Origin of the sequence: Tomitella cavernea, assembly GCF_016599145.1 — a bacterium.
Lineage (GTDB): Bacteria > Actinomycetota > Actinomycetes > Mycobacteriales > Mycobacteriaceae > Tomitella > Tomitella cavernae.
This window is the reverse complement of record NZ_JAENKO010000036.1, coordinates 13,853-38,629: the sequence shown is the minus strand read 5'-3', so window position 1 is coordinate 38,629 and position 24,777 is coordinate 13,853. Positions and strand designations below refer to the sequence as shown.

The 24,777-nt window shown below is 71.2% G+C and carries 21 protein-coding genes; 12 read left to right on the top strand and 9 right to left on the bottom strand.

The window, feature by feature from the left end:
- Positions 1 to 4: 4 nt before the first annotated feature.
- The 4 genes from JJ683_RS12915 to efeU all read right to left on the bottom strand — a co-directional run bounded on the left by JJ683_RS12915 (position 5) and on the right by efeU (position 4,675).
- Positions 5 to 817, bottom strand: coding sequence for a siderophore-interacting protein (locus JJ683_RS12915; RefSeq protein ID WP_200174670.1), 813 nt, complete (start codon positions 815 to 817; stop codon positions 5 to 7).
- Between the two features lie 278 nt (positions 818 to 1,095).
- Positions 1,096 to 2,442, bottom strand: coding sequence for an iron uptake transporter deferrochelatase/peroxidase subunit (efeB, locus tag JJ683_RS12910; protein WP_200174668.1), 1,347 nt, complete (start codon positions 2,440 to 2,442; stop codon positions 1,096 to 1,098).
- Positions 2,435 to 3,613, bottom strand: coding sequence for an iron uptake system protein EfeO (efeO, locus tag JJ683_RS12905; RefSeq protein ID WP_200174666.1), 1,179 nt, complete (start codon positions 3,611 to 3,613; stop codon positions 2,435 to 2,437). The genes efeB and efeO overlap by 8 nt, the downstream gene beginning before the upstream one ends.
- 99 nt (positions 3,614 to 3,712) lie before the next feature.
- Positions 3,713 to 4,675: an iron uptake transporter permease EfeU gene (gene efeU / locus JJ683_RS12900; protein WP_200174665.1), complete on the bottom strand. Its 963-nt coding sequence runs from the start codon at positions 4,673 to 4,675 to the stop codon at positions 3,713 to 3,715.
- 298 nt (positions 4,676 to 4,973) lie between these two features.
- On the opposite strand from efeU, the gene JJ683_RS12895 reads away from it, so the two are divergent.
- Positions 4,974 to 5,588 (top strand): phosphatase PAP2 family protein, encoded by a 615-nt coding sequence (locus tag JJ683_RS12895; protein ID WP_200174664.1) that lies wholly within the window; start codon positions 4,974 to 4,976, stop codon positions 5,586 to 5,588.
- 76 nt (positions 5,589 to 5,664) lie between these two features.
- Here the strand turns inward: JJ683_RS12895 and JJ683_RS12890 are convergent, their stop codons facing one another.
- Both JJ683_RS12890 and JJ683_RS12885 read right to left on the bottom strand, forming a co-directional pair.
- Positions 5,665 to 7,461, bottom strand: a complete 1,797-nt coding sequence (locus tag JJ683_RS12890) for a penicillin-binding transpeptidase domain-containing protein (protein WP_200174663.1) — start codon at positions 7,459 to 7,461, stop codon at positions 5,665 to 5,667.
- On the bottom strand, positions 7,458 to 8,384 hold the full coding sequence (locus tag JJ683_RS12885) for a LysR family transcriptional regulator (RefSeq protein ID WP_200174662.1): 927 nt from the start codon (positions 8,382 to 8,384) through the stop codon (positions 7,458 to 7,460). The genes JJ683_RS12890 and JJ683_RS12885 overlap by 4 nt, the downstream gene beginning before the upstream one ends.
- A 204-nt stretch (positions 8,385 to 8,588) precedes the next feature.
- On the opposite strand from JJ683_RS12885, the gene JJ683_RS12880 reads away from it, so the two are divergent.
- The 4 genes from JJ683_RS12880 to JJ683_RS12865 are packed head-to-tail and all read left to right on the top strand — an operon-like array spanning position 8,589 to position 14,008.
- Positions 8,589 to 10,148 (top strand): Na+/H+ antiporter NhaC family protein, encoded by a 1,560-nt coding sequence (locus JJ683_RS12880; protein WP_200174661.1) that lies wholly within the window; start codon positions 8,589 to 8,591, stop codon positions 10,146 to 10,148.
- Positions 10,149 to 10,158: 10 nt separating this feature from the next.
- Positions 10,159 to 11,769: an N-acyl-D-amino-acid deacylase family protein gene (locus JJ683_RS12875; protein WP_200174660.1), complete on the top strand. Its 1,611-nt coding sequence runs from the start codon at positions 10,159 to 10,161 to the stop codon at positions 11,767 to 11,769.
- Between the two features lie 11 nt (positions 11,770 to 11,780).
- A complete protein-coding gene (locus JJ683_RS12870) occupies positions 11,781 to 13,238 on the top strand; it encodes an FAD-binding oxidoreductase (RefSeq protein WP_200174691.1) in 1,458 nt (485 codons plus the stop codon).
- Between the two features lie 29 nt (positions 13,239 to 13,267).
- Positions 13,268 to 14,008, top strand: coding sequence for an NUDIX hydrolase (locus JJ683_RS12865; RefSeq protein WP_242474681.1), 741 nt, complete (start codon positions 13,268 to 13,270; stop codon positions 14,006 to 14,008).
- Between the two features lie 21 nt (positions 14,009 to 14,029).
- Here JJ683_RS12865 and JJ683_RS12860 read toward each other — a convergent pair whose 3' ends face one another.
- Positions 14,030 to 15,115, bottom strand: coding sequence for an MBL fold metallo-hydrolase (locus tag JJ683_RS12860; RefSeq protein WP_200174658.1), 1,086 nt, complete (start codon positions 15,113 to 15,115; stop codon positions 14,030 to 14,032).
- 118 nt (positions 15,116 to 15,233) lie between these two features.
- On the bottom strand, positions 15,234 to 16,100 hold the full coding sequence (locus JJ683_RS12855) for an SDR family oxidoreductase (protein ID WP_200174656.1): 867 nt from the start codon (positions 16,098 to 16,100) through the stop codon (positions 15,234 to 15,236).
- Positions 16,101 to 16,250: 150 nt separating this feature from the next.
- Between JJ683_RS12855 and JJ683_RS12850 the strand changes: the two genes are divergently transcribed.
- From JJ683_RS12850 to JJ683_RS12820, 7 genes are all read left to right on the top strand, one after another.
- Positions 16,251 to 16,928, top strand: a complete 678-nt coding sequence (locus JJ683_RS12850; protein WP_200174654.1) for a TetR/AcrR family transcriptional regulator — start codon at positions 16,251 to 16,253, stop codon at positions 16,926 to 16,928.
- A 102-nt stretch (positions 16,929 to 17,030) separates the two neighbouring features.
- Positions 17,031 to 18,305: an esterase/lipase family protein gene (locus tag JJ683_RS12845; RefSeq protein ID WP_307810910.1), complete on the top strand. Its 1,275-nt coding sequence runs from the start codon at positions 17,031 to 17,033 to the stop codon at positions 18,303 to 18,305.
- A 79-nt stretch (positions 18,306 to 18,384) separates the two neighbouring features.
- Positions 18,385 to 19,005, top strand: coding sequence for a 5,6-dimethylbenzimidazole synthase (gene bluB, locus JJ683_RS12840; protein ID WP_200174688.1), 621 nt, complete (start codon positions 18,385 to 18,387; stop codon positions 19,003 to 19,005).
- Between the two features lie 123 nt (positions 19,006 to 19,128).
- Positions 19,129 to 19,614 (top strand): MarR family winged helix-turn-helix transcriptional regulator, encoded by a 486-nt coding sequence (locus JJ683_RS12835; RefSeq protein ID WP_200174653.1) that lies wholly within the window; start codon positions 19,129 to 19,131, stop codon positions 19,612 to 19,614.
- The gene (locus JJ683_RS12830) at positions 19,611 to 21,251 is read left to right on the top strand and encodes an MDR family MFS transporter (RefSeq protein WP_200174652.1); all 1,641 of its coding nucleotides are present in this window, start codon (positions 19,611 to 19,613) and stop codon (positions 21,249 to 21,251) included. Before JJ683_RS12835 ends, JJ683_RS12830 begins: the two co-directional genes overlap by 4 nt.
- Before the next feature lie 787 nt (positions 21,252 to 22,038).
- The gene (locus tag JJ683_RS19770; protein ID WP_200174651.1) at positions 22,039 to 22,224 is read left to right on the top strand and encodes an HNH endonuclease signature motif containing protein; all 186 of its coding nucleotides are present in this window, start codon (positions 22,039 to 22,041) and stop codon (positions 22,222 to 22,224) included.
- A 417-nt stretch (positions 22,225 to 22,641) separates the two neighbouring features.
- Positions 22,642 to 23,079 carry a hypothetical protein gene (locus JJ683_RS12820; RefSeq protein ID WP_200174650.1) on the top strand — a complete coding sequence of 146 codons (438 nt, stop codon included), beginning with the start codon at positions 22,642 to 22,644 and terminating at the stop codon, positions 23,077 to 23,079.
- Positions 23,080 to 23,295: 216 nt separating this feature from the next.
- On the opposite strand, the gene JJ683_RS12815 is transcribed toward JJ683_RS12820, so the two are convergent.
- A complete protein-coding gene (locus JJ683_RS12815) occupies positions 23,296 to 24,723 on the bottom strand; it encodes an FAD-dependent oxidoreductase (protein ID WP_200174649.1) in 1,428 nt (475 codons plus the stop codon).
- Positions 24,724 to 24,777: the final 54 nt, after the last annotated feature.

The following is a 24,777-nucleotide window of genomic DNA, read 5'->3' as shown; positions in this document are numbered from 1 at the left end:
CGGGTCAGGACGCGTGGGCCGGAAAAGTCTCCGCCGCGACGTCGCGCACCCAGGCGCCTTTGACGGCGCGCCACTGCTCATCGTCGTGGCCGCGCCGCCAGTAGGGCGAGCACGACAGCCGGTCGGGATCGACGTGCCCGCCGGACAACAGCACCCGCCGCACGGCGCGCGCGGAGGCCGCCTCGCCGTGCGCGAAGGCGCTCACCACTCCCGTGGCCGGCGGCAGGGCGTCGACTGCGTCGGCCAGCAGGCGCTCCGGGTCGGCCGCCCCGGCACGGTGCACCCAGGTCACCCGCAGCTCGCCCGGGGAGTACAGCGTGATCTCGTCGCCGGCGTCGTGGACTTCGGCGACCACCCGGACCGGGCGGCCCGCCGGCACGGCCTCCGCGCAGGCCGCGATCGCGGGAAGCGCACTCTCGTCGCCGACGAACAGGTAGGCGTCCGCGTCCGCGTCGGGCCGGTACCCGCCGGCCGGACCGCGCATCTGCAGCCTGTCGCCGGGCCGGGCGGCGACGGCCCAGCGGCCCGCATAACCCTCGTCGCCGTGGACCGCGATGTCGAGCGTGAGCTCGCGCCGCGCCTCATCCCACCTGCGGACCGTGATCCTGCGCGGGAACGGCCGTTGCTCCCGCGGCAGCGCGCGCACCTCCGCGTCGTCGAACGGGACGCCGTACGGCGCCGAGGCCGGGAGGAAGAAGCAGTTGACGTAAGCGTCGGCGTGTTCGGACGCGTCGAACCCGGCGAGCCCCTCGCCCCCGAGCACCACCCGCATCAGGTGCGGCGTCAGCGTCTCAATGCTGGTGACTTCTCCGTACATGGGTCTCACTCCTTCAATGTCATCGCCGGTTCCGGAACCGGCGTACCGGAACCGGAGGCACACGCCGCGAACACGGATGCTGCCGGTGTCATCACTGCCGGCACGATGCACCGCCGCGGCCGTCCCGACGTGCCGGGCACAGGAACTCTCCCAAACCGTTGAGGTAAGCCTCACCTTAGGGCATCGGGTTCGGCGATGACGACACGGCCATTCTCCGTCCGCCGACCGCATTCCATGCGGAACCTCGGCCCGGGAGGCGGGACCACACAGCAGTGCAACTAGGCGAACAGCCCCGAACCCCAGTAGTCGTCGCCGGACGAGACCCCCGGCGGCACGGCGAACACGGCCGAGCCGACGTGGGAGATGTACTCGTTGAGCAGGTCGTTGCGCGACAGCGCGTCCTGCAATGGCACGAACTGCTTCTGCGGGTCGCGGCAGTAGGCGATGAAGAACAACCCCGCGTCCAGATGCCCCAGTCCGTCCGATCCGTCGGTGAAATTGTAGCCGCGGCGCAGGATCCGGATGCCGCCGTTCTGCTCGGCCGAGGCCAGCCGCACATGCGCGTCCTCGTCGATCAACAGCCCGTTCGGCCCCTTCGACTGCAGGTCCAACGGGTCGAACTCGTCGTCCTGGCCCAGCGGCGCGCCCGAGCCCTTATCCCGCCCGAACACCCGCTCCTGCTCGTGCAGCGTGGTGCGGTCCCACGGCTCGATGCGCATGCGGATGCGCCGGGCCACAAGGTAGGACCCGCCCGCCATCCACGGCTGGTCGTCGGCGCCGTCCACCCAGATGAACCGGTCGACGGCGTCGGTGTCCTCGGCCTTGATGTTGCGGGTGCCGTCTTTGAATCCGAACAGGTTGCGCGGCGTCTCTTGCCCCGTGGAGGTCGACGAGGTGCGGCCGAAGCCCAGCTGCGACCAGCGCACGGCCACCACGCCGAACCCCACGCGGGCCAGGTTGCGCACCGCGTGCACCGCCACCTGCGGGTCGTTGGCGCAGGCCTGGATGCATAGGTCGCCCTCGCTGCGTGCGGGGTCGAGGGCGTCGAGCATGAACCGCGGCATCTGCTCGAGCGCCGCCGGCTTGCGCGCCGCGATGCCGAACCGGCCCTCTCCCTCGGCGGGCGTGACCGGCGCACCGGCGAACAGTCCCGGCCCGAAGCCGATCGTGATCGTCAGCTGCGACGGGTCCAGGCCGAGCGCCTCGCCGGTGTCGTCCGGCGGCGAGTACTCCCCGGAGCCCGTGGCCCCGTCCTGTGTCGCCTGCAACCCCTGCGACATGCGCTCGGCCATCGACGTCCAGGTCTTGAGCAGCGACACCAACTTCTCGCGCGAGTCCGTGATCACGTCGAACGCGACGAAATGCATCCGGTCCTGCGCGGCGGTGACGATGCCCGCCTGGTGGGCGCCGCGAAACGGGACGGTGCCCGCCATCGCGCTGTTGTCCGGCGCGGTCGCCCGGCCGACGGCCCCGCCGGCCGCAGCACCCACGACGACGCCCGCGCCGGCGAGCCCGAACAGCGACCGCCGGGAGAACCCGCGGCGCGGCGCGTCCTCGGGGGCGGAGCCCCCCTCCGGGCCGGTACCGCCCCGTGGACCCGTACCGTCGGCATCCTGCTCACGCACTGGCAACCACTCCCTGCACCTGACTCACCACCGCGGACAGCGCGTCGATCTTGTGCGACAGATCTCGCCGCTGCTCCTCGGTGACCTGCTCATACGACACGAAGCCGTCGCCCTGGCGGTACTGCGCCAACGTCGCGTCGAGGTCGTCGAACCGCTGGTCGATCTGCGTACCCAGCTGCGGGTCCTGCTCGTCGATGATGGGCCGCAGCGACGCCACCGCCGCCTGCGAACCGTCCACGTTCGCCTGGAAGTCGTACAGGTCGGTGTGGCTGAAGACGTCCTCCTCGCCGGTGATCTTCGTGGCCGCCACCTCGTCCAGCAACCCTTGTGCGCCGCCCGCGACCTGCAGCGGGTCCACCGTGAAGTCCGATGCGGAGACCCCTGCCGCGAGCTCGTCGAGGTCCGCCATGAGCTGATCGGCCATCGCGGCGCTGTCCGGCTGCAGGCCGGTCACCCACAGGTCCTTCTCCAGGCGGTGGAAGCCCGTCCACTGCTGGCCTTCCGCCAGGTCGGCCTCGCGCAGGTCGATGCGCGGGTCGAGGTTGTCGGGGAACGACTCGGCGATGGGCTCGATGCGCTCGTAGTAGGTGCGCACCAGCGGATACTGGGCCTTGGCCGATTCCACGTCGCCGGCCTTGATCGCGTCGACGAACTGCTGCCCGGTCTCCTGCAGCGCCTCGATCTGGCTGAGCACGTACCGCTTGTAGCCTTCGGCGGCCGCGACGAGCTTGGCGGACTTGCCGGTGGGCTGCTGTGCCTCGCCGGACACGGTGAACGCGCCGCGAATGCCGTCGCCGACCATCCCCGGCTTGCAGGCGGTCTCGTAGTCGCCCGGCTGCGGCAGGTTGACGATGAGGGTACGGGTGAGTCCCGGCCCGATGTTCTCCACCTCGCCCATCACCCGGTCGCCGTCGTCGTAGACGTAGAACTCGGTGGTCTTCGACCCGTTGTTGGTGATCTCGAAGGTACTCTGCCCGGTCTGTGCGGAGTCGGCCGACAGCTCGCAGGAGGTATCGGTGGCGTTCACCGTGATCGCATCCGCGTCCGCGCTGGACTTGGCGGTGCACGCGGCCAGCGCCAGCGGGCTCAGCGCGACGAGCCCCGCCACGACGGGGACGGCCAGGCGCCGCGGCCTGCGGCCGGGCGGGCGGGCGGAGGCGTTGCGGGTCATGCGGAATCCTTCTGCTTGAACGGGCAGGACGGTCGGGTGGCGGCCGGTGTTGGGATGCCGGGGCTGGGTTGCTGGTGCAGAGACGCGGGGCCGGGGCCGTCAGGCGGTCTGCGGCTCGTCCGCCGCCTGCGGGGCTTGTCCGGATTCCGCCTGCGGGGCTTGTCCGGATTTTGCCTGCGGGGCAGGGGCAGACGCCTTGGGCTTGACCGGACGCAGGAACAGCGGCATCACGATGACGATGTAGACCACCCACACGACGAGCTGCGCCACCGTCGGGTCGGGCCGGAAGTTGAAGATGCCCTGCAGGACGGTGCCGTACCAGCTGGATGCGTCGAACGAATCCGACCAGTCGAACGCCATCGTCGAACCGCCCGGCAGTACCCCGCCGATCTGCAGCGCCCGCACCCCGTAACCGAGGATTCCCGCGGCCACCAGCACGAGGAAGGCGCCGGTGTATTTGAAGAACCGCGCGAAGTTGATGCGTACCGCCCCGAAGTACAGCGCCACCGTGAGCGCGGCCGCCACCGCGACGCCGGCCACCAGTCCCACCAGCGGCCACGCGCTGCCGCCGGCGTTCTCGGCATATCCCACCAGCAGCAGCGCGGTCTCCACGCCCTCGCGGCCCACCGCGAAGAACGCCAGCGCCGTCACCGCCAGCGGGCCCACGTCCAGGGCGCGGCTCAGGCCGGCGCGCAGGTGCCCGGAGATCGACGCGGCGGCGGTGCGCATCCACAGCACCATCGCCGTGACGATGGCGACGGCCACCAGCGAGGCGATGCCGCTGATCAGCTCGGCCGCGGTGCCGGTGACGGTGGACGTGCCGAAGTGGATGCCCGCGAACAGGCCCAACACCAGCAGAACGGCGACCGACACGCCCAGCCACACCCACTTGAGCGCGTCGCGGCGATCGGATTTCACGAGGAACGCGACCAGGATCATCACGATGATGCCGGTCTCGAGGCCCTCCCGGACGCCGATCAGGCCGCTGCCGAACAATTGTGTCCAGACGCCGGGGGCCGCGGAATCCGCTGCCAAGACCGCGCCCGAGGCGAGAACATGCATGGGTTGACCTTCGTGTTTCATCGGTCGCCCCACGCAGGAGCAGGCCGTACCAGGCAAGGCTCACCTTTGCCGATTGCCTGAAAAACGTATCACCAGACCCGCACCCCCGCGCAAGTGAGCCGCGTCACCATCGGTTGCGCAATCGTCCAGGACCCGCTCTTCACTACGGCCACGGAGCGGGCCGCGCACCCGCGCTGCCGGTACCCTCGACGCGGTCGGGCCCGGGCCGCACGAGCGCCGACGCCCCTCCCGCAGACCGACCGACGAAGGATCCCCGCGTGAACCAGGAGCCCACAGCATGACCGCCGTACTCGCCGCCCTCGACGGCGCCTCCATCGACGGCTCGCTGTACCTGGACGTCAACGACTTCGCACGCGACACCGGCTGGCTGCACGGGTTCATGACCGCGTTCACCGACATCGGCCTGGGTATTTTCGCGTTGCTCATGGTCGTCGCCTGGTGGCGGGCCCGGCGCCGCGGCCCCGCGGCGATGGCGGCCGCACTCGCCGTGCCGGTCGCCACCGTCGCCGCTTACATCGTCAGCGACCTGGTCAAGGCCGTCTTCGACGAGACCCGCCCCTGCCACGTCTACCCGCGGGCGCTCGTACTCGACGGCTGCGACCCGGTGAACGACTACGCCTTCCCCAGCAACCACTCGGTCATCGTGGCCGCCGCCGCGGTGGGGCTGTTCCTCGTGGAGAAACGGTGGGGGATCGTCGCCGCCGTCGTCGCCCTGGTCCTCGGCTTCTCCCGGGTGTACGTCGGCGCGCACTACCCGCACGATGTACTTGCGGGCCTGGTCGGCGGGGCGATCGTCGGTCTGGTGGTGGCGCTCGTCGTCGCCCGGCTCCTGCGGCCGGCGGTGCGCGGGCTCACCCGGACCCCGCTGCGACCGCTCGTGGCTGCGGGGTAAGCCGACCGCGGGGCAGGCAGCTGCGGGGTAGCAGGACGCGGGGCGCCTGCCTGATCTGCGGCCACCCGATCTGCTTCTACCCGTTCTGAGTGCCGCGCAGGAAGTCCCCGGCCATGGCGACGGCCGGCCCCGACGAGTCTGCACCCTGAATGAACGCCGTGAACGCCACGTCGCCCCGGATGCCCGCAAACCAGCCGTGCGCCGGGCCTCCCGACACCTCCGCGGTGCCCGTCTTTCCACCGAGCCTGTCGATGTCCGACAGGCTGCGCGCGGTCCCCGACTGCACCGCCTCGCGCATCATCGCCCGCACGGCGTCCACTGTCCCGGGCTCGAGCGGCGGGGGCTGCTGATCCGCGGTCGCGGGCTCACCTTCCACGAGCATCGGCAACACCATGTGCCCGCCGTTGGCCAGCGAAGCCACCATCTCCGTGATCCCGAACGGGCTGGCCGTGACGGTGCCCTGCCCTATCGCCGCCTCCACGCGCGCCGGGCCGGGCTCGGTGACCGGCACCGTGCCGGTCACCGTCGTCAATGCCGGGGTGACGAAGTCGACGCCGAATCCCAGCGACGCAGCAGTATCGCGCATGGCGGACGGTCCCAGGTCTGCCGACATGATCGCCTGGGTGGTGTTGCACGACTGCGCGAACGCCGTGTGCAGCGGCACCTTCCCCAGGTCGAAATCGTCGTCGTTGGGGATCGAGCGGCCGTCCACCGTGACGCGCGCCGGGCAGGGCAGCACCGAGTCCGGCTCGGCGACGCCCGCCTGCAGCGCCGCTGAGGTGGTGACGGTCTTGAAGGTGGACCCCGGCGGGAACAGTCCCGTCAGCGCGATGGGCCCCTGCTGGCGAGCGGCCTCGTTCTGCGCCACCGCCAGCACGCCCCCGGTCTCCGGGCTCATCGCCACGATCGCGGCCGGCTCCGTGCGCGCGTCCACCGCGCGCTGCGCCGCAGCCTGCATCGTCAGGTCCATCGTGGTGCGTACCGCGTCGAGCGGCGCCGGCGCCTTTCCGCCGATCTGCGCGTCGCCCTCCGGGTTCGACACGGTCAAAGACCATCCCGCGCCCTTGTCGAGCTCGCCGCGCCAGTACTCGCGCAGATCCCCGAACACCGGAGAATCGAGGTTTCTGCCGGCCGTGATGAGCTTGCCCTGCTCGATCAGCTGCACGCCATCGACGGCCTCCAGTGCACCGCGAATCGGGTCCAGGTCCTCGGCGCGCAGGGTGATTACCGTGTAGGGCGCGGCCGGGTCGGCGGCCACCGCGTCCTGGATCTGCTGCGCCGTGATCGACGGCTCGACGGCAGCTACCGCGTCGGCCACCGGCCCGGCGGCCGCGAGATTGCCGGCGTCGACGACAACCTGCGTCACGGGCGCCCAGTGCATCAAGTCCACTCCGGTCCGGTCGACGACCGGGGCGGTGAACCTGCGCACGTCCGAGTACACGATTCCCCCGCCGGGCTGCAGACGCGCGTCGATGATCTGCGGCGACCACTGCACACGGGATTCGTCCGGGCTCAGCGTGATGGTGCCCTCGGTGTGCACCGTGTCGCCCGCAGGGACGGTCCAGTCGAACTCGGTGGGCAGCGCGGCCCCGTCGCCGTCCGGGGCGTCCATGTGCGCCTCTGTGTCACCGATGCCGTCGAACACCGCCTGCAGGGTCTCCCGGGCGGCCGCCGGATCCGTCGTCTGCTCCGCGGCGGCCGCCACGTCGCCCTCGTTGAACGCCGCCGCGAACTTGTCCATCGGGCCGTCGTCGGAGCCGAACACCCCGCAGCCCGAGAGGAGCAGCGCCCCGCTCACCGCCAAGGCGACCCCTGCGCGCACCGTCGGCCGGCCCGCACATCCGCGTGACTGCTTGCTCCCGAAGCGTCTCATCCCACCATCGGACCAGGACCGACCTGCCCTGTCGAGCGGAGGCGCGGCCCTGCGGCGTCGATCACGTCGGTGAACAGTCGCAGCGCGGGATTGGGATTGTCCGGACGCGAGGCGAATCCCACCGGCAACCGCATGCCACGCCCCTCGATCGTGCACAGCTGCACACCGGCAACCCGGAAGGCGCGTGCACGACCGGCCGGCATGGGCGCCACCCCCACACCGGCGGCCACGGCGCGCAGCACCTGCTCGTCATCCGCCTCGTTGCGCACCACGTTCGGCGCTCCGTCCGGCCACAGCAGACGCTCGATCTCGTCGTGCATGCCCGGGCCGTTCTCCCGCGGCCAGAACACCACGGGCTCGTCGACCAGCTGCCTCGGGGTCACCTCGCCGGCGCCGGCGAACCGGTGGTCCACGGGCACCGCGAGCAGCAACGGCTCGGAGTCGACCGTCTGCACCGTCAGGTCCGGGCGATCGACTGGCGGCCGCACCACTGCGACGTCGATGCGGCCGTCGGCGACAAGCTCGACGTTGCGGGCGGTGAATCCCCGGGATTCGGACAGCCCGATTCCCGGGTGCCGCGTGCGGAACTCCTCGACGGCGCCCGCCACCGCCCCGCCGCTCCACGATCGGGTGTGCGCGATGCTCAGCTCGCCCGCACCGCCGCGGGCTGCAGTACGGATCCTGTCGACCGCCCGGTCCGCGACCGCGATGAGGTGCCGCGCCTCATGCAGCGCCACCTCGCCGGCATCGGTGAGACGGATGCTGGGACCGCTGCGGTCGAAGAGGGTGACACCGAGCTCGCGTTCCAGCGTCCGCACCTGCTGACTCAGCGCCGACTGCGCCACATGCACGTCGGCCGCCGCCCGCGTGAAGCTGCCGCGGGCCGCGACCGCCACGAAATACCGGGCCCTCCGCAGGTCCATCCAGGAATTATAACCAAATGAGATCGACGCATTGGATTTCCGACTTGGACGGCCGACCCATTCGCAGGGGATGCTCGATGACAGCGGCATGGCGATGCAGATCACAGCGACACGGCCTGTGGAACACGACCCGCCGGACTCTCCCTCTGGAGCGAAGATCCATCACCGATGCGACGAACCACCACCGACGAAGGACCACCACTGATGAGCGAACCCCACCACGGCGGGGCCCTGACCTCGACACCCCCTGCGACTTCGACGACTTCGACGACTTCGACGACTTCGCCCCCGCGCGGCGCTCCCCGGCGCGCCGTGGAATCCTCCCCTGGCTCATCCTCTCCGGATCGGGCCCCGGGCGATCGCGGGCCGGGCACACTGCGCCGGCGCGCGCTCATCGGCGTATCCGCCCTGGGACTGGCCTGGTCGCTCGCCATCGGCATCGCCGTCGACGGCCCCACCATGTGGGGACTGTTCCCCATCGCCATGTACGCGATGCTGGCCTTCGGCGGCCTGAGCATCGCCGCGTCGACGACGGTGGCGGTGGTGGCATCACTGCTGATGCTGCTGCCCTCGCCGGCCGTGGCCGCCGACGTGGCGATCGGGTCCCTGACCAATGCCGTAACGGTGATCGGCGTGATCATCGTGCTCGGCGGCGCGCTCGCCGAGGTGCTCCGCGATACCGGCGTGGCCGGGCAGATCGTCCACACGATGATGCGGCTGGTCGGCGGGCGCGGCAGGACCTCGGTGATATTCGGCATGATGCTCTCGTGCCTGCTGCTGGTGGCGGCGTTGGGGACCCTTGCCGGCGCGCTTGCCGTCGCCGTACCGCTGCTGCTTCCCGTCGCGGCGAGGGTGGGCCTCACGCGCACCGCCACCGCGTCGACGATCTTCATCGGCGGATGCGCAGGCCTCGCACTGGCCCCATTCGCCGGATCCAACGTGGCGATCATGACCGCGGCGGACGTCGGCTACCTGCAGTACGTGCTGTACGGCGCAGGCCCGCTGGCGATCCTGTCGATCGTCATCGGGATGCTCGTCGCCCCCTGGATCCAGCGGCGGACCGAATCCGGCGACGACTTCTACGGGGACGAGATCTACGACTCCGACGCCCCGGGTGGCGGGCCGGACAATGCGCACCACCCCCACTCCGCCCGAGCCGCCGTCGTCTTCGCGGCGGCACTGGCGGTGAGCGTGGTCATCGCCGTGCTCACCTCGGCCGGATTCCTGTTCCCGCTGGTGGCGCTGCCGGTACTCACCGTGGTCACCGCCGTCGCGGGGCGGCTGGGCCCGCGCCGGTTCGCGGCGAGTGTGCTCCGTGGCGGGCGATCGCTCATCGGACTGTTCGCGCTGTTCCTCCTCCTCGCAGTCCTGTTCGAGGTCATCACCCTGATCGACCCGTTCTCGGTGGTGCTCGATTCCTACGGCGGCGGCATCGGAGAACTGAGCCCATTCGCCTTCGCCGTCGCCATCGCCCTCATCGGCTGGGTAGGCGTGCCCGGGGCCACCGCCGCACAAGTGGTGCTGCTCGACCAGTTCTTCGGCAGCATCGGCGCCGCGATCGGCGTCGGGACGGGAACCTGGGTGATCGTGCTGCTGTTCGCGTCGAAAGCCGACACCTACGGCCCGTTCCCCAACCCCAACATGATGTCGGCGATGGGCCTGGCACGGTCACTGAACCTCAAATACATGCTGCTCACCGGCTGGCTGCTACTCGTCCCCTCCGCGTGCATGTACCTGCTGATCATGTTCCTCGAAAGCCGCTAGGAGCCTTGCCATGACCTCGACCCGCCCCGCCCATCCGGCAGCTGCACCGTGGGACACCGTCATTCGCGGCGGCACGCTGATCGACGGCACCGGAGCCCCGGGTCGCAGCGACGATGTGGCCGTCGCGGGCGACACGATCGCCGCCGTCGGCCCCCGGCTCACGGGCGACGCCCGCGCCGCGGGCGCCCGCATCGTCGACGCCGATGCGGCCATTGTCGCGCCCGGATTCATCGACCTGCACACGCACGCCGACTTTACGCTGCTCGGCCGCCCGTCCGCGGAAACCCAACTGGCGCAGGGGGTCACCACCGTCATCACCGGAAACTGCGGACAGGCGCCGTTCCCTCTCACCGCTGCGGCGGACGCCCCCTGGACCGACGCCCGCGGCTTCGGCGACACCATCACCGCGGCCCGCCCCGCCGTGAACGTGGGGCTGCAAGCCGCACACAATGCCATCCGCGCGACCGTCATGGGCCAGGACGACCGGCCGGCCACCCCCGCCGAGCTGGACCGGATGTGCGCGACGGTCGCCGAGACCGCCGGCGCCCCCGGCGTCGTAGGATTCTCCACCGGGCTCATCTACATGCCCGGACTGTTCGCGCAACAGCCGGAGATCGAAGCCCTCGCCGCCGCAGCGGCGGCCGCCGGCCTGCTCTACTCCACGCACATGCGCAACGAGTCCGCCGACCTGCTCGCGTCGGTCGACGAGGCCATCAACACCGCAGAGAACGCCGGTGCCCGCCTGGAGATCTCGCACCTCAAGGCGATGGGCCCCGCGAACCACGGGCTCGTGCGCGGCGCGCTCGAGCGGATCGACGTCGCCCGCGCCCGGGGCGTCGACGTCGCCGCAGACGTCTACCCCTACACCGCGTCGAGCACCGACCTGTCGTCGCGACTGCCCGGATGGGCGGTCGACGGCGGCCGGGAAACGCTGCTGCAAAGGTTGGCGGACCCTGCCCTCCGTGCGCGCATCGCCGATGGGCTCCGATCGCGGTTCGGCCGCGACGTCGACCCGGGCGGCGTCATCGTCGCCGCAATGCCCGATGGCGACGATGCGCGATACGTGGGGCGTTCGCTCACAGCCATCGGCGAGGACCGCGGGACCGATCCCGCCGAGGCCGCCATCACCCTGCTCGTCGCCGGCGGGGGCGGCGTGAACATCGTCAACCATGCAATGAGCGCCGACGACGTCCGCACCGTCCTCGCGCACCCGCAGGTGTCGGTGGCCAGCGACGGCTGGGTGCTCGCCCCAGCCGGCGACGGCGTCCCGCACCCCCGCAGCTTCGGCACGTTCGCCCGGGTCCTCGGGCGGTACACCGCCGGCGGCGCCGAGCCGGAACCGGGTGCGCGCCTCGATCTTCCGGAGGCCGTCCGCAAGATGACCTCCCTTCCCGCGACCCGCATCCGCGCGTCCGACCGCGGTGTCGTCGCCCCGGGGAACAAGGCCGACCTCGTCGTGTTCGACCCGGCCTCCGTGCTCGACCTGTCCACCTACGCCTCGCCGTGGGCCCTGGCCCGCGGCGTGTCCGACGTGTTCGTCGGCGGCGTCCACGCCCTCGCCGGCGGCACCGTCACCGGTGCACGCGGCGGCGTCCTCATCGAAAGGGAACCCGCATCATGATCCACCAGGCAATGCCCGACCAGGCCGCACCGGCACGATCCGCGGCAGGTGATCCGGCGCTCACCGACGCGCTGCAACGGATCGTCGGCCCGGCGCACGTGATCACCGACCCGGCGATGCTCGAGGGGTACGTCGCCGATCGGACCGGGCGGTGGCGCGGAACGACCGCGGCCGTCGTGCGCCCCGCGGACACGGCCGAAGTGTCCGCCGTGCTCGCCTGCTGCCACGACGCCGGCGCGGCCGTGGTACCCCAGGGCGGGAACACCGGTCTGGTCGGCGGCTCGGTCCCCCTGCACGGCGAGGTGGTGGTGAGCACGTCACGGCTCACCGCGATCGACAATGTGGATCCGGTGGGGCGCACGCTGTCCGCCGGCGCGGGCGTCACCGTCGCCGCGGCGGAGGAAAAGGCGCGGCGGCACGGCCTGACCCTCGGCATCGACCTGGCGTCACGGGACTCGGCGACGCTCGGCGGGATCGTGTCGACCAACGCCGGCGGCCTGCGCATGATCCGCTACGGCGACACCCGCTCGCGGCTGCTCGGCGTCGAGGCCGTGCTCGCCGACGGGCGCGTGCTCACCCGATGGAAGGCTCTCACCAAGGACAACGTCGGCTACGACCTTCCCGGCCTGCTCGCCGGGGCCGAGGGCACCCTCGGCGTCGTCACGCGGGTGCTGATGAAACTCTCCGAGCCGGCCGGCGAGACCGCCGTCGCCCTCGCCGGCATTCCGGACGTCGGCGAGGGCCTCGCGCTCGTGCGCGCGCTGGAACACGCCGGCCTGATCATCGAGGCCGCAGAACTGATGACCCGAGACGGGATGCGCCTGGTGGGGGACCACCTGCGGCTGCGGGCTCCGCTCGACGTGGATGCGCCGTACGCGGTCCTCGTCGAAGTATCGGGGCCCGCCGTCCAGCAGGACGCACTGCTGTCGGTCCTGGCGGGGCGGGCCGACGCGGTGCTGGACGCGGCCGTCGAACACGGCCCGGCACGACGCCTGTGGCAGTACCGCGAGGCGCACACCGAGTCCGTAGGCGTGGCGTCGTCGACGCCGCCGGTCAAGCTGGACGTCTCGACGCCGCTCAGCCGGATCGAAGCCTTCCTCGGAGAGTTGGGCCCGGGACTGTCCGAGCACTTCCCCGGCGTGCGGCCGGTATGCTTCGGCCACTTCGCGGACGGCAACATCCACGTCAACCTCATGGACGTCGAGCCCGCACAGCAGGAGGCCATCACGGATCATGTCCTGCGCCTCGTCGCACGACACGGCGGCAGCATCAGCGCCGAGCACGGGGTGGGGCGGGCGAAACTGCCGTGGATCGCACTGGGCCGGGAACCGGTGGACCTGGCGGTCATGGACGCCGTCCGCGGGGCGCTGGATCCCGCACGGATGCTCAACCCCGGGCTCTTCCATTGGGCCGCCGCGGCGCACCGCGGGGGCGACGGCGCTGTTCTGGGACGGATGTTGCCGGGCTGACGCCACCCGTGCTTTAGCATGATCGCGTCATGGAACAGTCCTCGGTGTCGGTCGACGTGGTGGTCCTGCGCTTCGGCAACCCCTATCCGGGCAGCCTGCGCCTGGCCGTATCCCCGCGGCGTCGCGAGCCCTACACCGGCCGCCTGGCGCTGCCCGGCGTGCTGCTGCGCTCGGGCGAGCGGCTGCAGGACGGCGCCCGGCGTGCCGCGCAGGTGAAGCTGGGGATACCCGCGGACGCGATCGTCGACGTCGGCCAGCTCGCCGTGTTCGACGAGCCCAGCCGAGACCCCCGCGGCCCCACACTGTCGGTGGCGATGTGGGCGGTGGTGGGCGCCGACGACTACGCCCCCACCGACGACATCGACGTGCACTGGCTCGGGTTCGACGAGGCGACCGCGCTGGCATTCGACCACGACCGCATCGTCTACCACGGCCGGCGCATGCTCGGCGGCATCCTGTGGCGGCACGACAGGTTCACCCGTGCCATCACCGGGCCCAAGTTCCCGGCCACGTTCGCCGTGGAGATCACCGCCGAGCTGATGGGCTCGCGCCCCGACGCCGGCAACCTCAACCGCACGCTCAAGATGCTGCCCGGGCTCGAGCGCACCGACGAGCGCATGCGCATCCAAGCCACCGGCCGGCCTTCCGTCGTATGGCGATGGTCCGGCGGCGGGTCCTGTCAGGGCGCACCCGAGGACCTCGGCGGCACGGAGCATCTCGAGGCCCCCGCCGGGTACGGGGACCATGCGGCGCCTGGCGATTCCGGGTGAGAGTGGGGAGACCGGCCCCGATCAGCCGCGACCGGGGACGGTGATCGTCCCATAGTCCAGCGGCCGGTGCCGGAGAGTGGGGCGCAGCGGCCACTGGCGCTTGCGCGTGGAGCACTCCGACGACGGGATCACCTGCGAGAACCGCGGATCCACCGACGAGCGCGAGGCCACCGTCTTCTCCTTGACCATCGAGTCGTACTGGTCCAGCGTGTCCTCGAGCGTGTTGGCGTTGAGCACCACCTCGCGCCCGTAGAACGCCGCCTGCTGCTTCACGCCCGGGATCGCCGAGTGTTCCGGATGCCAGTTGTCCGGCGCCATACCGTTCTCCGACTGCACCCACACGCCGTCCGGGGTGTTGATGCACAGCGAATGGTTGCCGTCGGTGTGCCCCGGCGTCCACAGCAGCGCCACGCCCTCGCCCAGTTCCACGTCACCGTCGAACACCTCCAGACGGTCCTCCGGAACGCCCTTCATGCCGCGCTCGACGTACCAGGCCCACTGCATCGGGTGCATCGACTCGAACGTGCCCAGTTCCTTGCGGTGCACCAGCAGCTTCGCGCCCGGGAACAGCGGTGCCCGCGGGGCAGGCTCTCCCTCGATCGGCTCCGTGGAACCCATGATCATGCGCACGTCCTGCACGTGCAGGTGATCGAAGCTGACGTAGTCGACGTCCTCGTTGCGCAGCCCCATCGAGGGCAACACGGCGTCGGGGTCGTTGAGGTACTGCGCGAAGAAGCGCTCCACGTGCAGCTTGTTGCCCAGGCGCTGGATGGCGTTGTAGAACGGCGCCTCGGCCGAACCCTGCGCCACCGTCGGCTCCCACACCAGGGTCTTCAGGTCGCCGTCGAACCCGGTGAACTGGATGACCATCATGCGGTTGATGATCGAGATGAACGGGTTGGCGTGCAGCGAGTACCCCTGGAACGCGAAACGCGACGGATAGGGCGCCTCGGCGATCTCGACCGTCTTCACCGCCCGCACCTGGCCCTGCGCCGCGAACCTTTCGTGGAACCGCTGCGACGCGGCGCGCACCGCGGCGAGCCGGTCCCCTCGCGGCCAGATCGCATGCACGCCGTCGAACTCCAGGATCGGACGCGGAGCCGCCATGCCGGAAGTGCTGTCTGTGGCGGTGCTTTCAGTGCCGCCTCTTTCAGTGTCGCCTCTTTCAGTGCCGCCTCTTTCAGTGCCGCTTCCTTCAGGGTCGCTTCTTTCAGTGCCGCTTCTTTCAGTGCCCATTGCGCTCCTCACCCGCGGCGCCGCCGAGCGCCCGCGATTCGTAATCGGCGCGCGCGCTCGACCCGCGCACGGCCTCGACCTGATCGGGTACGAGCCGCCGGTGCACCGCGTCCCGCACGCGCTGCGGCAGCAAGGCGACGGCGCGCGCCAGCGGGCCCACATAGCCGGGCACCGTCACCTCGAACCGGGGCCGGCGGATCGCCGACGCGACTGCCTCGGCCACGTCCACCGGCTGCAGCAGCGCCGCCCCGCCGGCATCCGTGCCCTCGGCGAGCCTCGTGTCCACCACCACCGGCATGACCGCCGTGACCGCGACGCCGCTGCCCCGCAACTCCTCCCGCACCGCGGTGAGATACCCCAGCACCCCGTGCTTGGTGGCCGCATACGTGGCCTCCCCGGGCGGCGCCAGCCGGGCGGCGGCCGATGCGACGGTGACGATGTGCCCGCCGCCGCGCTCGCGCATCGCCGGAGCCGCGAGCCGCACCCCGCGGATCACCCCGCGCAGGTTGACCGCGAGCATCGCGTCGGTCGCGGAGTCCGGTTCCGCGTCGAACGGGCCCACCCACATGACGCCGGCGTTGTTGACCAGCACATCCAGAGGCCCCACCGCCTCCTCTGCGGCCGCGAGGAACCCGCGGAACGATGCGGTGGACGTCACGTCCAGCTCCAGCGCGAGGGTGCGGCGGCCGAGCTCGGCCGCCGTAGCCCGCGCAGCCTCGACGTCCCGATCTCCGATGACCACCTGGGCGCCGGAATCGACCAGCACACGCGCGATCTCACGCCCGATGCCCTGCGCGCCGCCCGTGACGCCCACTACCTTGCCCGTGGCGAACCCACCCGCTTTGCGTACGGCCATGCCGTTCCACCTTCCCTTCCACGGAGCTGGTTCTACTGCCGCGGAGTCGCTTTTCCCGGCGCGCGCCGCCGGGCCAATCTGTGACACGTCGTCATGTCACATATCCTGTTCAGGAGTATGCCACGCGATCGAGCAAAGGGGAATGGCGTCATGTCAGACAGTTCCGGGCGACGATACGGCGGGCTCACCGCACAGGAACGCACCGCACGCCGCCGCGCCGCGATCCTCGCCGCCGCGCTCGACCGGTTCGGCACCGAGGGCTACCGTGCCGGTTCCGTCAAGCAGGTCTGCCGCACCGCGAAACTCACCGAACGCTACTTCTACGAGTCGTTCGCCGACCGCGAGGACTGCCTCGGCGCCCTCTACGACGAACTCATCGCAGAACTGCGCGACGCCACCGCCGCGGCGGTGGAGGGCAGTCTGGCCGGGGACGGCCGGGTCGAGGACAACACGGCCGAGAGCGGCGCTTCGACACCGGCGGATACCGCAGCGGCCGCCGGCATCGAAGCGTTCGTCCGCAACCTCACCGGCGACCCGCGGCGCGCCCGCGTGGTGCTCATCGAGGTGGTCGGCGTCTCCGAGGCCATGGAACGCCGACGTCACCGCGTCCTACGTGAGTTCGCGGATCTGACGATGTCGGTGTGGACCCACGGCGCCACGGCGCCACCCGAGGGGACCCGCCTCGCAGCGACCGCGCTGGTCGGCGGGGTCAACCACCTGCTCGTCGACTGGCTCATGGAAGGCCGGCGCATCGATCCCGCAGTCCTGTCGCGAGCGTGCACGGGATTGTTCCAAGCCGCCCGTCGAAGTATGGACGGGTCGGGGTAGCCCAGAGGCGTGCCGGGAGACGGAGCCGGGATCAGCGCAGCATCCGGATCCGATCCGCCCGATCACCCCCTGGCCTCGGGCGCCCCCGGGTACATTCCACATGTGCCGAATTCCCCCCTGGCCCACGCTCTCGGCGACGCGATCGCCGCCCCCATCCGCCTGGCCACGGTGCTGCAGCGGTCGATCGCCGCGCTCGATGAGGTGACCGGCGACGCCGTCCGCGATGCCGCGACTCTCACGCTGGCCGCCACCGAACGCTCGGCCGCCGTCGCGGCGGGTGCAAGCGCTGCCCCCTCCCGCGCTGAAACCCCCGACGACGCCAGCACCACTGTGGCCGTCACTCTGCCAGGCCCCGACGCAGAACCGGCCGGCCCCGACGCGCCGGCGGTGCACGTGCGGACGGGACCGCACGGCCCCGCCGACGAGTCCGACGGGGCCAGCTCGGCCAGCTCGGCCGGCGCGGCCGACCGCATCGTCTCCTACTCCGCGCCCGAACTCGTCCCGCACAAGCACCGCCGGGTGGACTACGACTTCTTCTCCGGCATCGCCCCCGAGATCCGCAACCCGGGCGGCACCCTGCGCGGGGCCAACCTGTGGGATTCGCCCCCCAGCGCCGAGCGCCCCGTGCCCGTCGTCCTCGTCCACGGCACGGCGGGCGGCGGACAGACCAACTGGGGCCCTTACGTCCCGCTACTCACCAACCACGGCTTTTCGGTGTTCACGCTGACCTACGGCGCCATCCCCGGCTCGGCTTGGCCGGTGTCGGCGATGGGCGGGATGCGGCGCATCGAGGACAGCGCGGCCGAGTTCGGCGCGTTCGTCGAACGCGTGCTGGACGCCACCGGGGCGCCGCGGGTGGACGTCGTCGGCCATTCCCAGGGCACCCTGGTGCCCGGCTACTGGGCCAAGCACCTCGGCGGGGCCGACCGCATCCGCCGGTACGTCTCGCTGGCGCCGCTGTGGCAGGGCACCCGGGCGTTCGCCGCCCTGCGCGGCACCCTCGCCACAGTCGGCATGCGGTTCGGCGTCGCCGGCCTCGATGTGGCCGCCAGCCTGTCCATACCGCAGATGATCACCGGATCCGACTTCCTCACCGAATTGTGGTCCGGCGGCACCCCGTACGTGGCGGGGATCGAGTACACCAACATCTCCACCCGGCACGACGAATTCGTAGTGCCCTACACGAGCGGGCAAGTCCCCGGCGGCCCCGACATGGACGTCACCAATATCGTCGTCCAGGAAGGTTGCCCCGCCGACCACAGCGACCACCTGGGCATCTGCGGATCGCGGCGCGCCGCCACCATCGTGCTCAACGCCCTCGACGACATCGACCAGACGCCCGTGCCCGTAGGGTTCGTGCCGCCGTTCTTCGGGTAGCCGGGCCCCGGATACCGTGGTGGCCGTGACCCAGCCCGACCGCTCCCGTCCCGACCGCCCCTCCGCCCCTGCCGAGCCGATGAGCGTCCACGAGGCCATCGCCCTGCGCCGCGACGTGCGTGCCGAGTTCAGCGGCGCCCCCATCGACGACGCCACGCTCATGCGCATCCTCGGCTCGGCGCACCGGGCGCCGTCCGTCGGCAACACCCAGCCCTGGGATTTCGTCGTGATCCGCGACCCGGACACGCTGGACGAGTTCGCCGGGCACGTCGCCGACAAGCGACGTGCGTTCGCCGAATCGCTGCCGCCGGAGCGCACGGAGACGTTCAACCCGATCAAGATCGAGGGCATCCGCGAGAGCCGCACCGGCATCGTCGTCACCTACGACGGATCGCGTGGGGGCCCGAACATCCTGGGCCGGCACACCATCGAGGACACCGGACTGTTCTCGGCGGTGCTGGCCATCCAGAACCTGTGGCTCGCGGCAGTGTCCGAGGGGATCGGCGTGGGCTGGGTGTCCTTCTACGACGAGGACTTCCTCACCCGCCTGGCGGGGATACCGGCCCCGGTGCGGCCAATCGCCTGGCTGTGCGTCGGCCCGGTGACCGGTTTCCAGCAGGTGCCGGACCTGGAGCGGTTCGGCTGGCGGGGCCGGCGTCCGCTGGAGGACGCAGTGCATCAGGAGCGCTACTGCGGCTGAGGGCGCCAACTGCGGTCTCGCTGCCGGCGGCCCCGTGTCACGGAGGGACGCCTCGCTACCGGCCCCACGGTGCCCGGCCCACCCTGTTACATTGTTGCTTTCAGTAAGCAACAAGGAGTGCACGTGATCGAGGAAGCTCAGGCGGGGGTCATCCTCGGCGAGATGGTGGAGATCGACCGCACATTCCGCGCAGCCGGCCGGCGGAGCAGGGAACGGGGCCTCACCGGCACCAAGTTCAGCGTGCTCCAGCAATTGCGCGCCTCGAGCACCAGACTCACGGACCTTGCTGTACGACTGGAGCTATCCACCTCCGTCACATCGCGCGCGGTCCAGACACTGGAGTCGGAGAGCCTGGTCGAACGCAATCCTGACCCTGATGACGCACGCGCCGTCCGGGTCTCCATCACCGACGCCGGCCTGGCGTACCTCACCGCGCGGGAGAATGCTGCCGTCAGCGCATTCGCAGCCCACCTGGGTGACTGGTCGCCCTCCGAGGCCGCCCGCACCATCGAGACCCTGCGAACACTGCGGGACAGGCTCGCCCGCGCGTTCGACGACCTGGACGGCTCCGGCGCACATGCCGTCGACGAGGCAGGGGCACGCGCATGAGCACGACCGACACCGCGGGCCGAACTCCGCGCGAGTACTCGCACGCCGAGGTCCTCGGCGTCATGGCCGGCCTGCTCGCGGCACTTTTCACGGCGATGCTCTCCACCACCGTCGTCGCCACCGCGCTGCCCACGATCATGGCCGACCTGCACGGCACCCAGCGTCAGTACACGTGGGTGATCACCGCCAGCCTGCTGATGATGACCATCAGCACGCCGATCTGGGGCAAACTCTCGGACCTGTTCAGCAAGAAACTGCTCACCCAGCTGGCGATTCTGCTGTTCGTCGCGGGGTCGCTGGCGGCCGGTTTCTCGCACTCCATCGCGCTGATGATGGTGGCGCGCGCCGTGCAGGGCATGGCGATGGGCGGGCTGATCGCACTGGTGCAGTCGGTGATGGGGTCGATAGTCTCGCCCCGCGACCGCGGCCGGTACGCCGGCTACATGGGCGCCGTGATGACGGTGGCCACTGTGTCCGGGCCGCTGCTGGGCGGGGTCATCACCGACGGGATCGGCTGGCGCTGGACATTCTTCGTGTGCGTACCGCTCGCGGTAGTCGCACTCGCCATCATCCAGTGGAAGCTGGACCTTCCCGCCCATCCCCGCGACGGCCGCGTGCGCATCGACTACCTCGGTGGCATCCTGCTGTCCATCGCCGCGGCCCTGCCGATGCTGTGGGTGACGTTCGCCGGCAGCGACTACGCCTGGATCTCCTGGCAGTCGGGCGCGTTCCTGGCCGGATTCGCAGTGACAGCGGCCCTCACCGTTCTGGTCGAGCTCCGCGCGCCCGAGCCGATGCTGCCGCTGCGGGTGCTCCACAACTCCACCGCGGTGCTCATGATCGTCGCCAGTCTGGCGGTGGGCGTGGCCATGTTCGGCGCCGGCGTTTTCCTCACCCAGTACTTCCAGCTCGGCGCCGGGTACACGCCCACCAAGGCCGGGATGATGACGATCCCCATGATCATCTCCCAGATGCTCTCGGCAACCATCGGCGGCCAGATCGTCAGCCGCACCGGCAGGTGGAAGCCCATCATGGTGGTCGGCAGTATCACGATGCTCGCAGGCCTGGTGGGCCTGGGCACGATCTCGCACACCACGTCCTACCCGCTCGTCGCGCTGTACATGGTGCTGCTGGGGCTCGGTGTGGGGACGCTGGTGCAGAACATCGTGCTCGCCGTGCAGAACACCGTGGACGTCGCCGAGGTCGGCGCAGCATCCGCAGCGATCGCCTTCTTCCGTTCCCTCGGCGGCGCGGTGGGCGTTGCCGTCCTGGGCGCGGTGCTGACCAACCTTGTGGCGGGCAACGTCCGGGAGGGCCTCGGCCAGATGGGGATCCCCGCGGATCGACTCGGCTCGTCCGGCGACACGCAGCTCGACGTCGGCGGGCTGCCGCCGGAGGTCCGCGGGGTGTTCCACGACGCGTACGCCGACGGGTTCGGGCCTCTGTTCATGATCGCCGCCGCCATCGCGGTGGTCACCGTGCTCGCGGTGATCGCGGTGCGGGAGACGCCGCTGCGACTCACGATCGGGATGGATCGCCCCGACGGCGACGTGACGACCTCTGCGGGCTCGGCGCCGGCGGAATCGGCACCGCCCGAGTCGACGACCGAGGAGGTTACGAGCCGCCCCGAGCGCTGATTCTCTCCGTCGGGTCGCTTGTCCGGTGCGACACGGTCGACAGAACATGCTTACGGCCGAATGCGTGTGCCCCTACGGTGATATGCGAGGGGATCGGGGCATGTCATGGGGGACGTTGCGGCCGGGGGCGCGGCCGGTGATGGAGCACGGGCCACGGGGTTCAAGGCGACCGGGTCGTGGCCGGGGCGGGCACGATCGGGCCGGATGCCGCCCGTGGTGACGACAGTGTGGCGGTGATGGCGGATCTGTTGATGGCGCCGATGTCCGAGGGGCTGTGGCAGTGCGCCGACGGGATGCTCGACGGGGTCGTCTCCGCGATCGGCGGCCGGCGCCGCTGCCTGGAGGTCGCCGAGGCGCGGGTGCTCGCCGAGCAGGTGCGCCGCCGCACCGCGGCCTCCGGCATGGCCGTGCATGCGGCGGTCAACCGGGTCGGAGATGCGTTGGCACTGGCCGCGTCGCTGTCGACAGATCAGGCCCGGGCCCGGGCCGGGTTCGCCGTGGGCCTCGACGGGCTGCCCGACACGCTCGACGGCGTCGCCGACGGGGCGGTGTCGCGTGGGCAGGCCGGCAAGATCATCATGCTCGTCGACACTGTGCCCGATGCGCCGGGCCGGGGGCAGACGGTCGCCGTGTGCGAGCGGGCGCTGCTCGAGGCAGCCCGGATCAGTGAGATGTTCACCGCGCCCGGCGCGGGCCGCGGCGACTACACCGGTGCCCTGGGCGTCGGGGAGGTCCGCCGTATCGCCTGTGATGCCACGGTCATCCCGGTGGTCGCCGATGATGCGGGGTGCCTTTGGTGCTCGGGCGCACGGGGCGCCGGGCCACCGTGGGACAGCGGCGGGCGTTGGCGGTGCATGATCAGGGGTGCGCGTTTCCGGCGTGTACGCGGCCGACCACGCGGACCGAGGCCCATCACATCGTCGAGTGGTCCGCGGGTGGCCGGACCGATCTGAACAACCTGGTGTCGTTGTGAGCGGCGCATCACCCGGCCGTGCACAACGACGGTTGGGACATCGCTATGTCGGAGCGTCGTGTTCCGGTGTTCCGGCCGCCGGCCGATATCGATCCGTACCGGCGGTGGGTCGATACCCACGGCCTGGCCGGCGGCACTCCCGCCACCACCGGACCGGCCACCGGGCCCGCGTCCGGGCCGTCCGCCACGGGGCCGGGAGACCTCCCACCACCACACTGAACACCCCCGACCGCCACCCCCGCGCCACCAACCACGGCGCGGGGGCACAACCACGCGCCCAGCGAGCTGCCGACACCGGCGGATCCCACAGTGCGACACAGCATCGGCCAGAGCCGTCTCAGCGGCCGAGCGTCACGCGTCACCGCGCGCCCTCTACCGTGGGATCGCCCTCAGCAACTTGCAGCCGAAAGGACCCCAATGCCCCGCGCCCGCCATGCCATCCACGCGCTGACCGCCGTAGCGACGGCCACCATAACCGCGATAGTCCTGGCCGCCGCGGCAGGCACCGCCACCGCTGCACCGCCGCCCGGGCTCGCGCTGGCCGGGACACAACTCACCCTCGCTCCGGACGGCGCATGCTGGGGAAACATCCTCGTCGGACTCGACCAGACCCCGCACAGCGGCAACCTCACCGTCACGCTCACGCCGGCCGGAACGTGGGGCACCCCCGGCTGCCCTGCGGACGTGGAGGTCTCCACCATCAGCGGCGCCGGACCGCAGAACCGGCTCGTACGCGTCGACGGCGGCCCCACCAGCACGACCTTCGACATCGGCTACGGCTTCGCCATGGTCAACGTGGACAGCCTCGCGCCGGCCGGCTGGAACGCGGGATACCACATCGTGATGGTGCCCTGACCTGCCCTGCGACCGATTCCCGCAGCACCGCGGCGGCATGGGAATAGGTTCCCGGCCGGTCCGGTTGCACAGGGTGGATCGGCCGCGTTCGTGTCCCCCGGGCTCACACCATCGCCTTCGCGGAATACCGTCCGGCTGGAGCCGCGTTGCGCCTTTCGCCGAGAGGCGACCGAACGCGGTCGGTCCTTCGCACTAATCGCCCGCACGGCGAGCCGCCTATGCGAGTGCCGCCGCCTCCCGCCCCGCGATGCGCCCGAATGCGAGCGCATCGGCGATGTGGAATCCGCCGTCCTTGCGCCAGCTGTAGGTGGAACTCACCTCTCCGGCGGCGAAGAGCCCCGGAATCGGCTCGCCGCGCACGTCAAGCACCCGGGAACGCCCGTCGCGCCGGGGCCCGCCGCTGCTCCAGCCGATCATCGGCACCACCTCGAGCGCGTAATACGGCGGCCTGTCCACCGCACCCAGCGTCGCCGGATCGCGCCCGAACCAGTCGTCACGGCCCGCAGCGCACGCGGCGTTGTAGTGCCGCAGCGTCGTCTCCAGCGCCTCCGGTTCCACCCCGATCGCCTCGGCGAGGGCCTGCGGCGTGTCGGCCGAGGCGATCCGGCCGTCGGCGAGTTCCGCGGAGTTGTCCGCGCTCCACCGCGTGCCGTTCTCCAGCAGCTCCCACCCGACCGGCAGCACGCCGCGGTCGGGGCTCAGCGGCCCGGCCGAAAGCAGGCGTCCGTCGAACACCACGTGGAACCGGTGGGTGGGGAAGTGCTCGTACCGGCCGTCGTGTTCGACGTGCCCGTGCCGCGCCTCAGCGGTCTCGTCGGCGAATCGACGCCCGGCCGCCGAGACGAACAGGTGGTGCGGCGAACCCCACAGCGCCAGGTACATCCCCGTCCGCCGGCCCGTCTCCACCCCGGTGATCGTCATCATGTTGTCCATGTGCCACAGGTCGGCGCCCGCCTGCTGCGCCATCCGGTGGCCGTCGCCGGTCGAGTAGGGCGACCCCCACAGCACGTGGTCCGGCACGCGCAGGTAGTCCCGCACCATCTGCGGGTCCGCCGCGAATCCGCCGGTCGCCAGCACCACGCCCCGGGCCCCGATCGTCGTCCCGCCCTCAAGCGTGACGCCCGCGATCCGGCCGGTCGCGTCGCGGAGCAGTTCTCGAGCAGCTGCGCCCTCCCGCACCTCGATGCCGTTCTCCGCCAGGGCACCCCGGAAGAAGTCGTGCAGTGCGCCGTTGCCCATCCGGCCGTCCACCGTGTCCATGCCCGTGTAGCAGTCGGCACCGTCCACGCCGAGATACTCCGGACTTGTGTGGTACTCGCCGCTGCGCGCGACCGGCGCGCCGAGCAACCGCATCCACTGCGAGTTCACAGCGGTCTCCGCGGCCCACGCGCGGACGACCTCCTCGTCAAGCGCGTACGGCCCGCAAAGGGCGCGGAGGAACACTGCGGCACGCTCGGGGTCGTCGTGGGTGAACCAGCCGCCGCCGGACACCCGCGTGTTCCCGCCCGCAGTGGCGGCGTCGCCCTTCTCCAGCACCAGCACGCGGGCGCCCGCCCGGTGCGCACTCAGCGCGGCGGCCGCACCGGCAGCGCCCCCTCCGACGACCACCACGTCGTATCCGCCTGCTGCCTCTCCCGCTGCCATCCCCACTCCCTTCGCGCTTTCCCGCGAACGTAATCCGAGTCACAGCAGACCAAC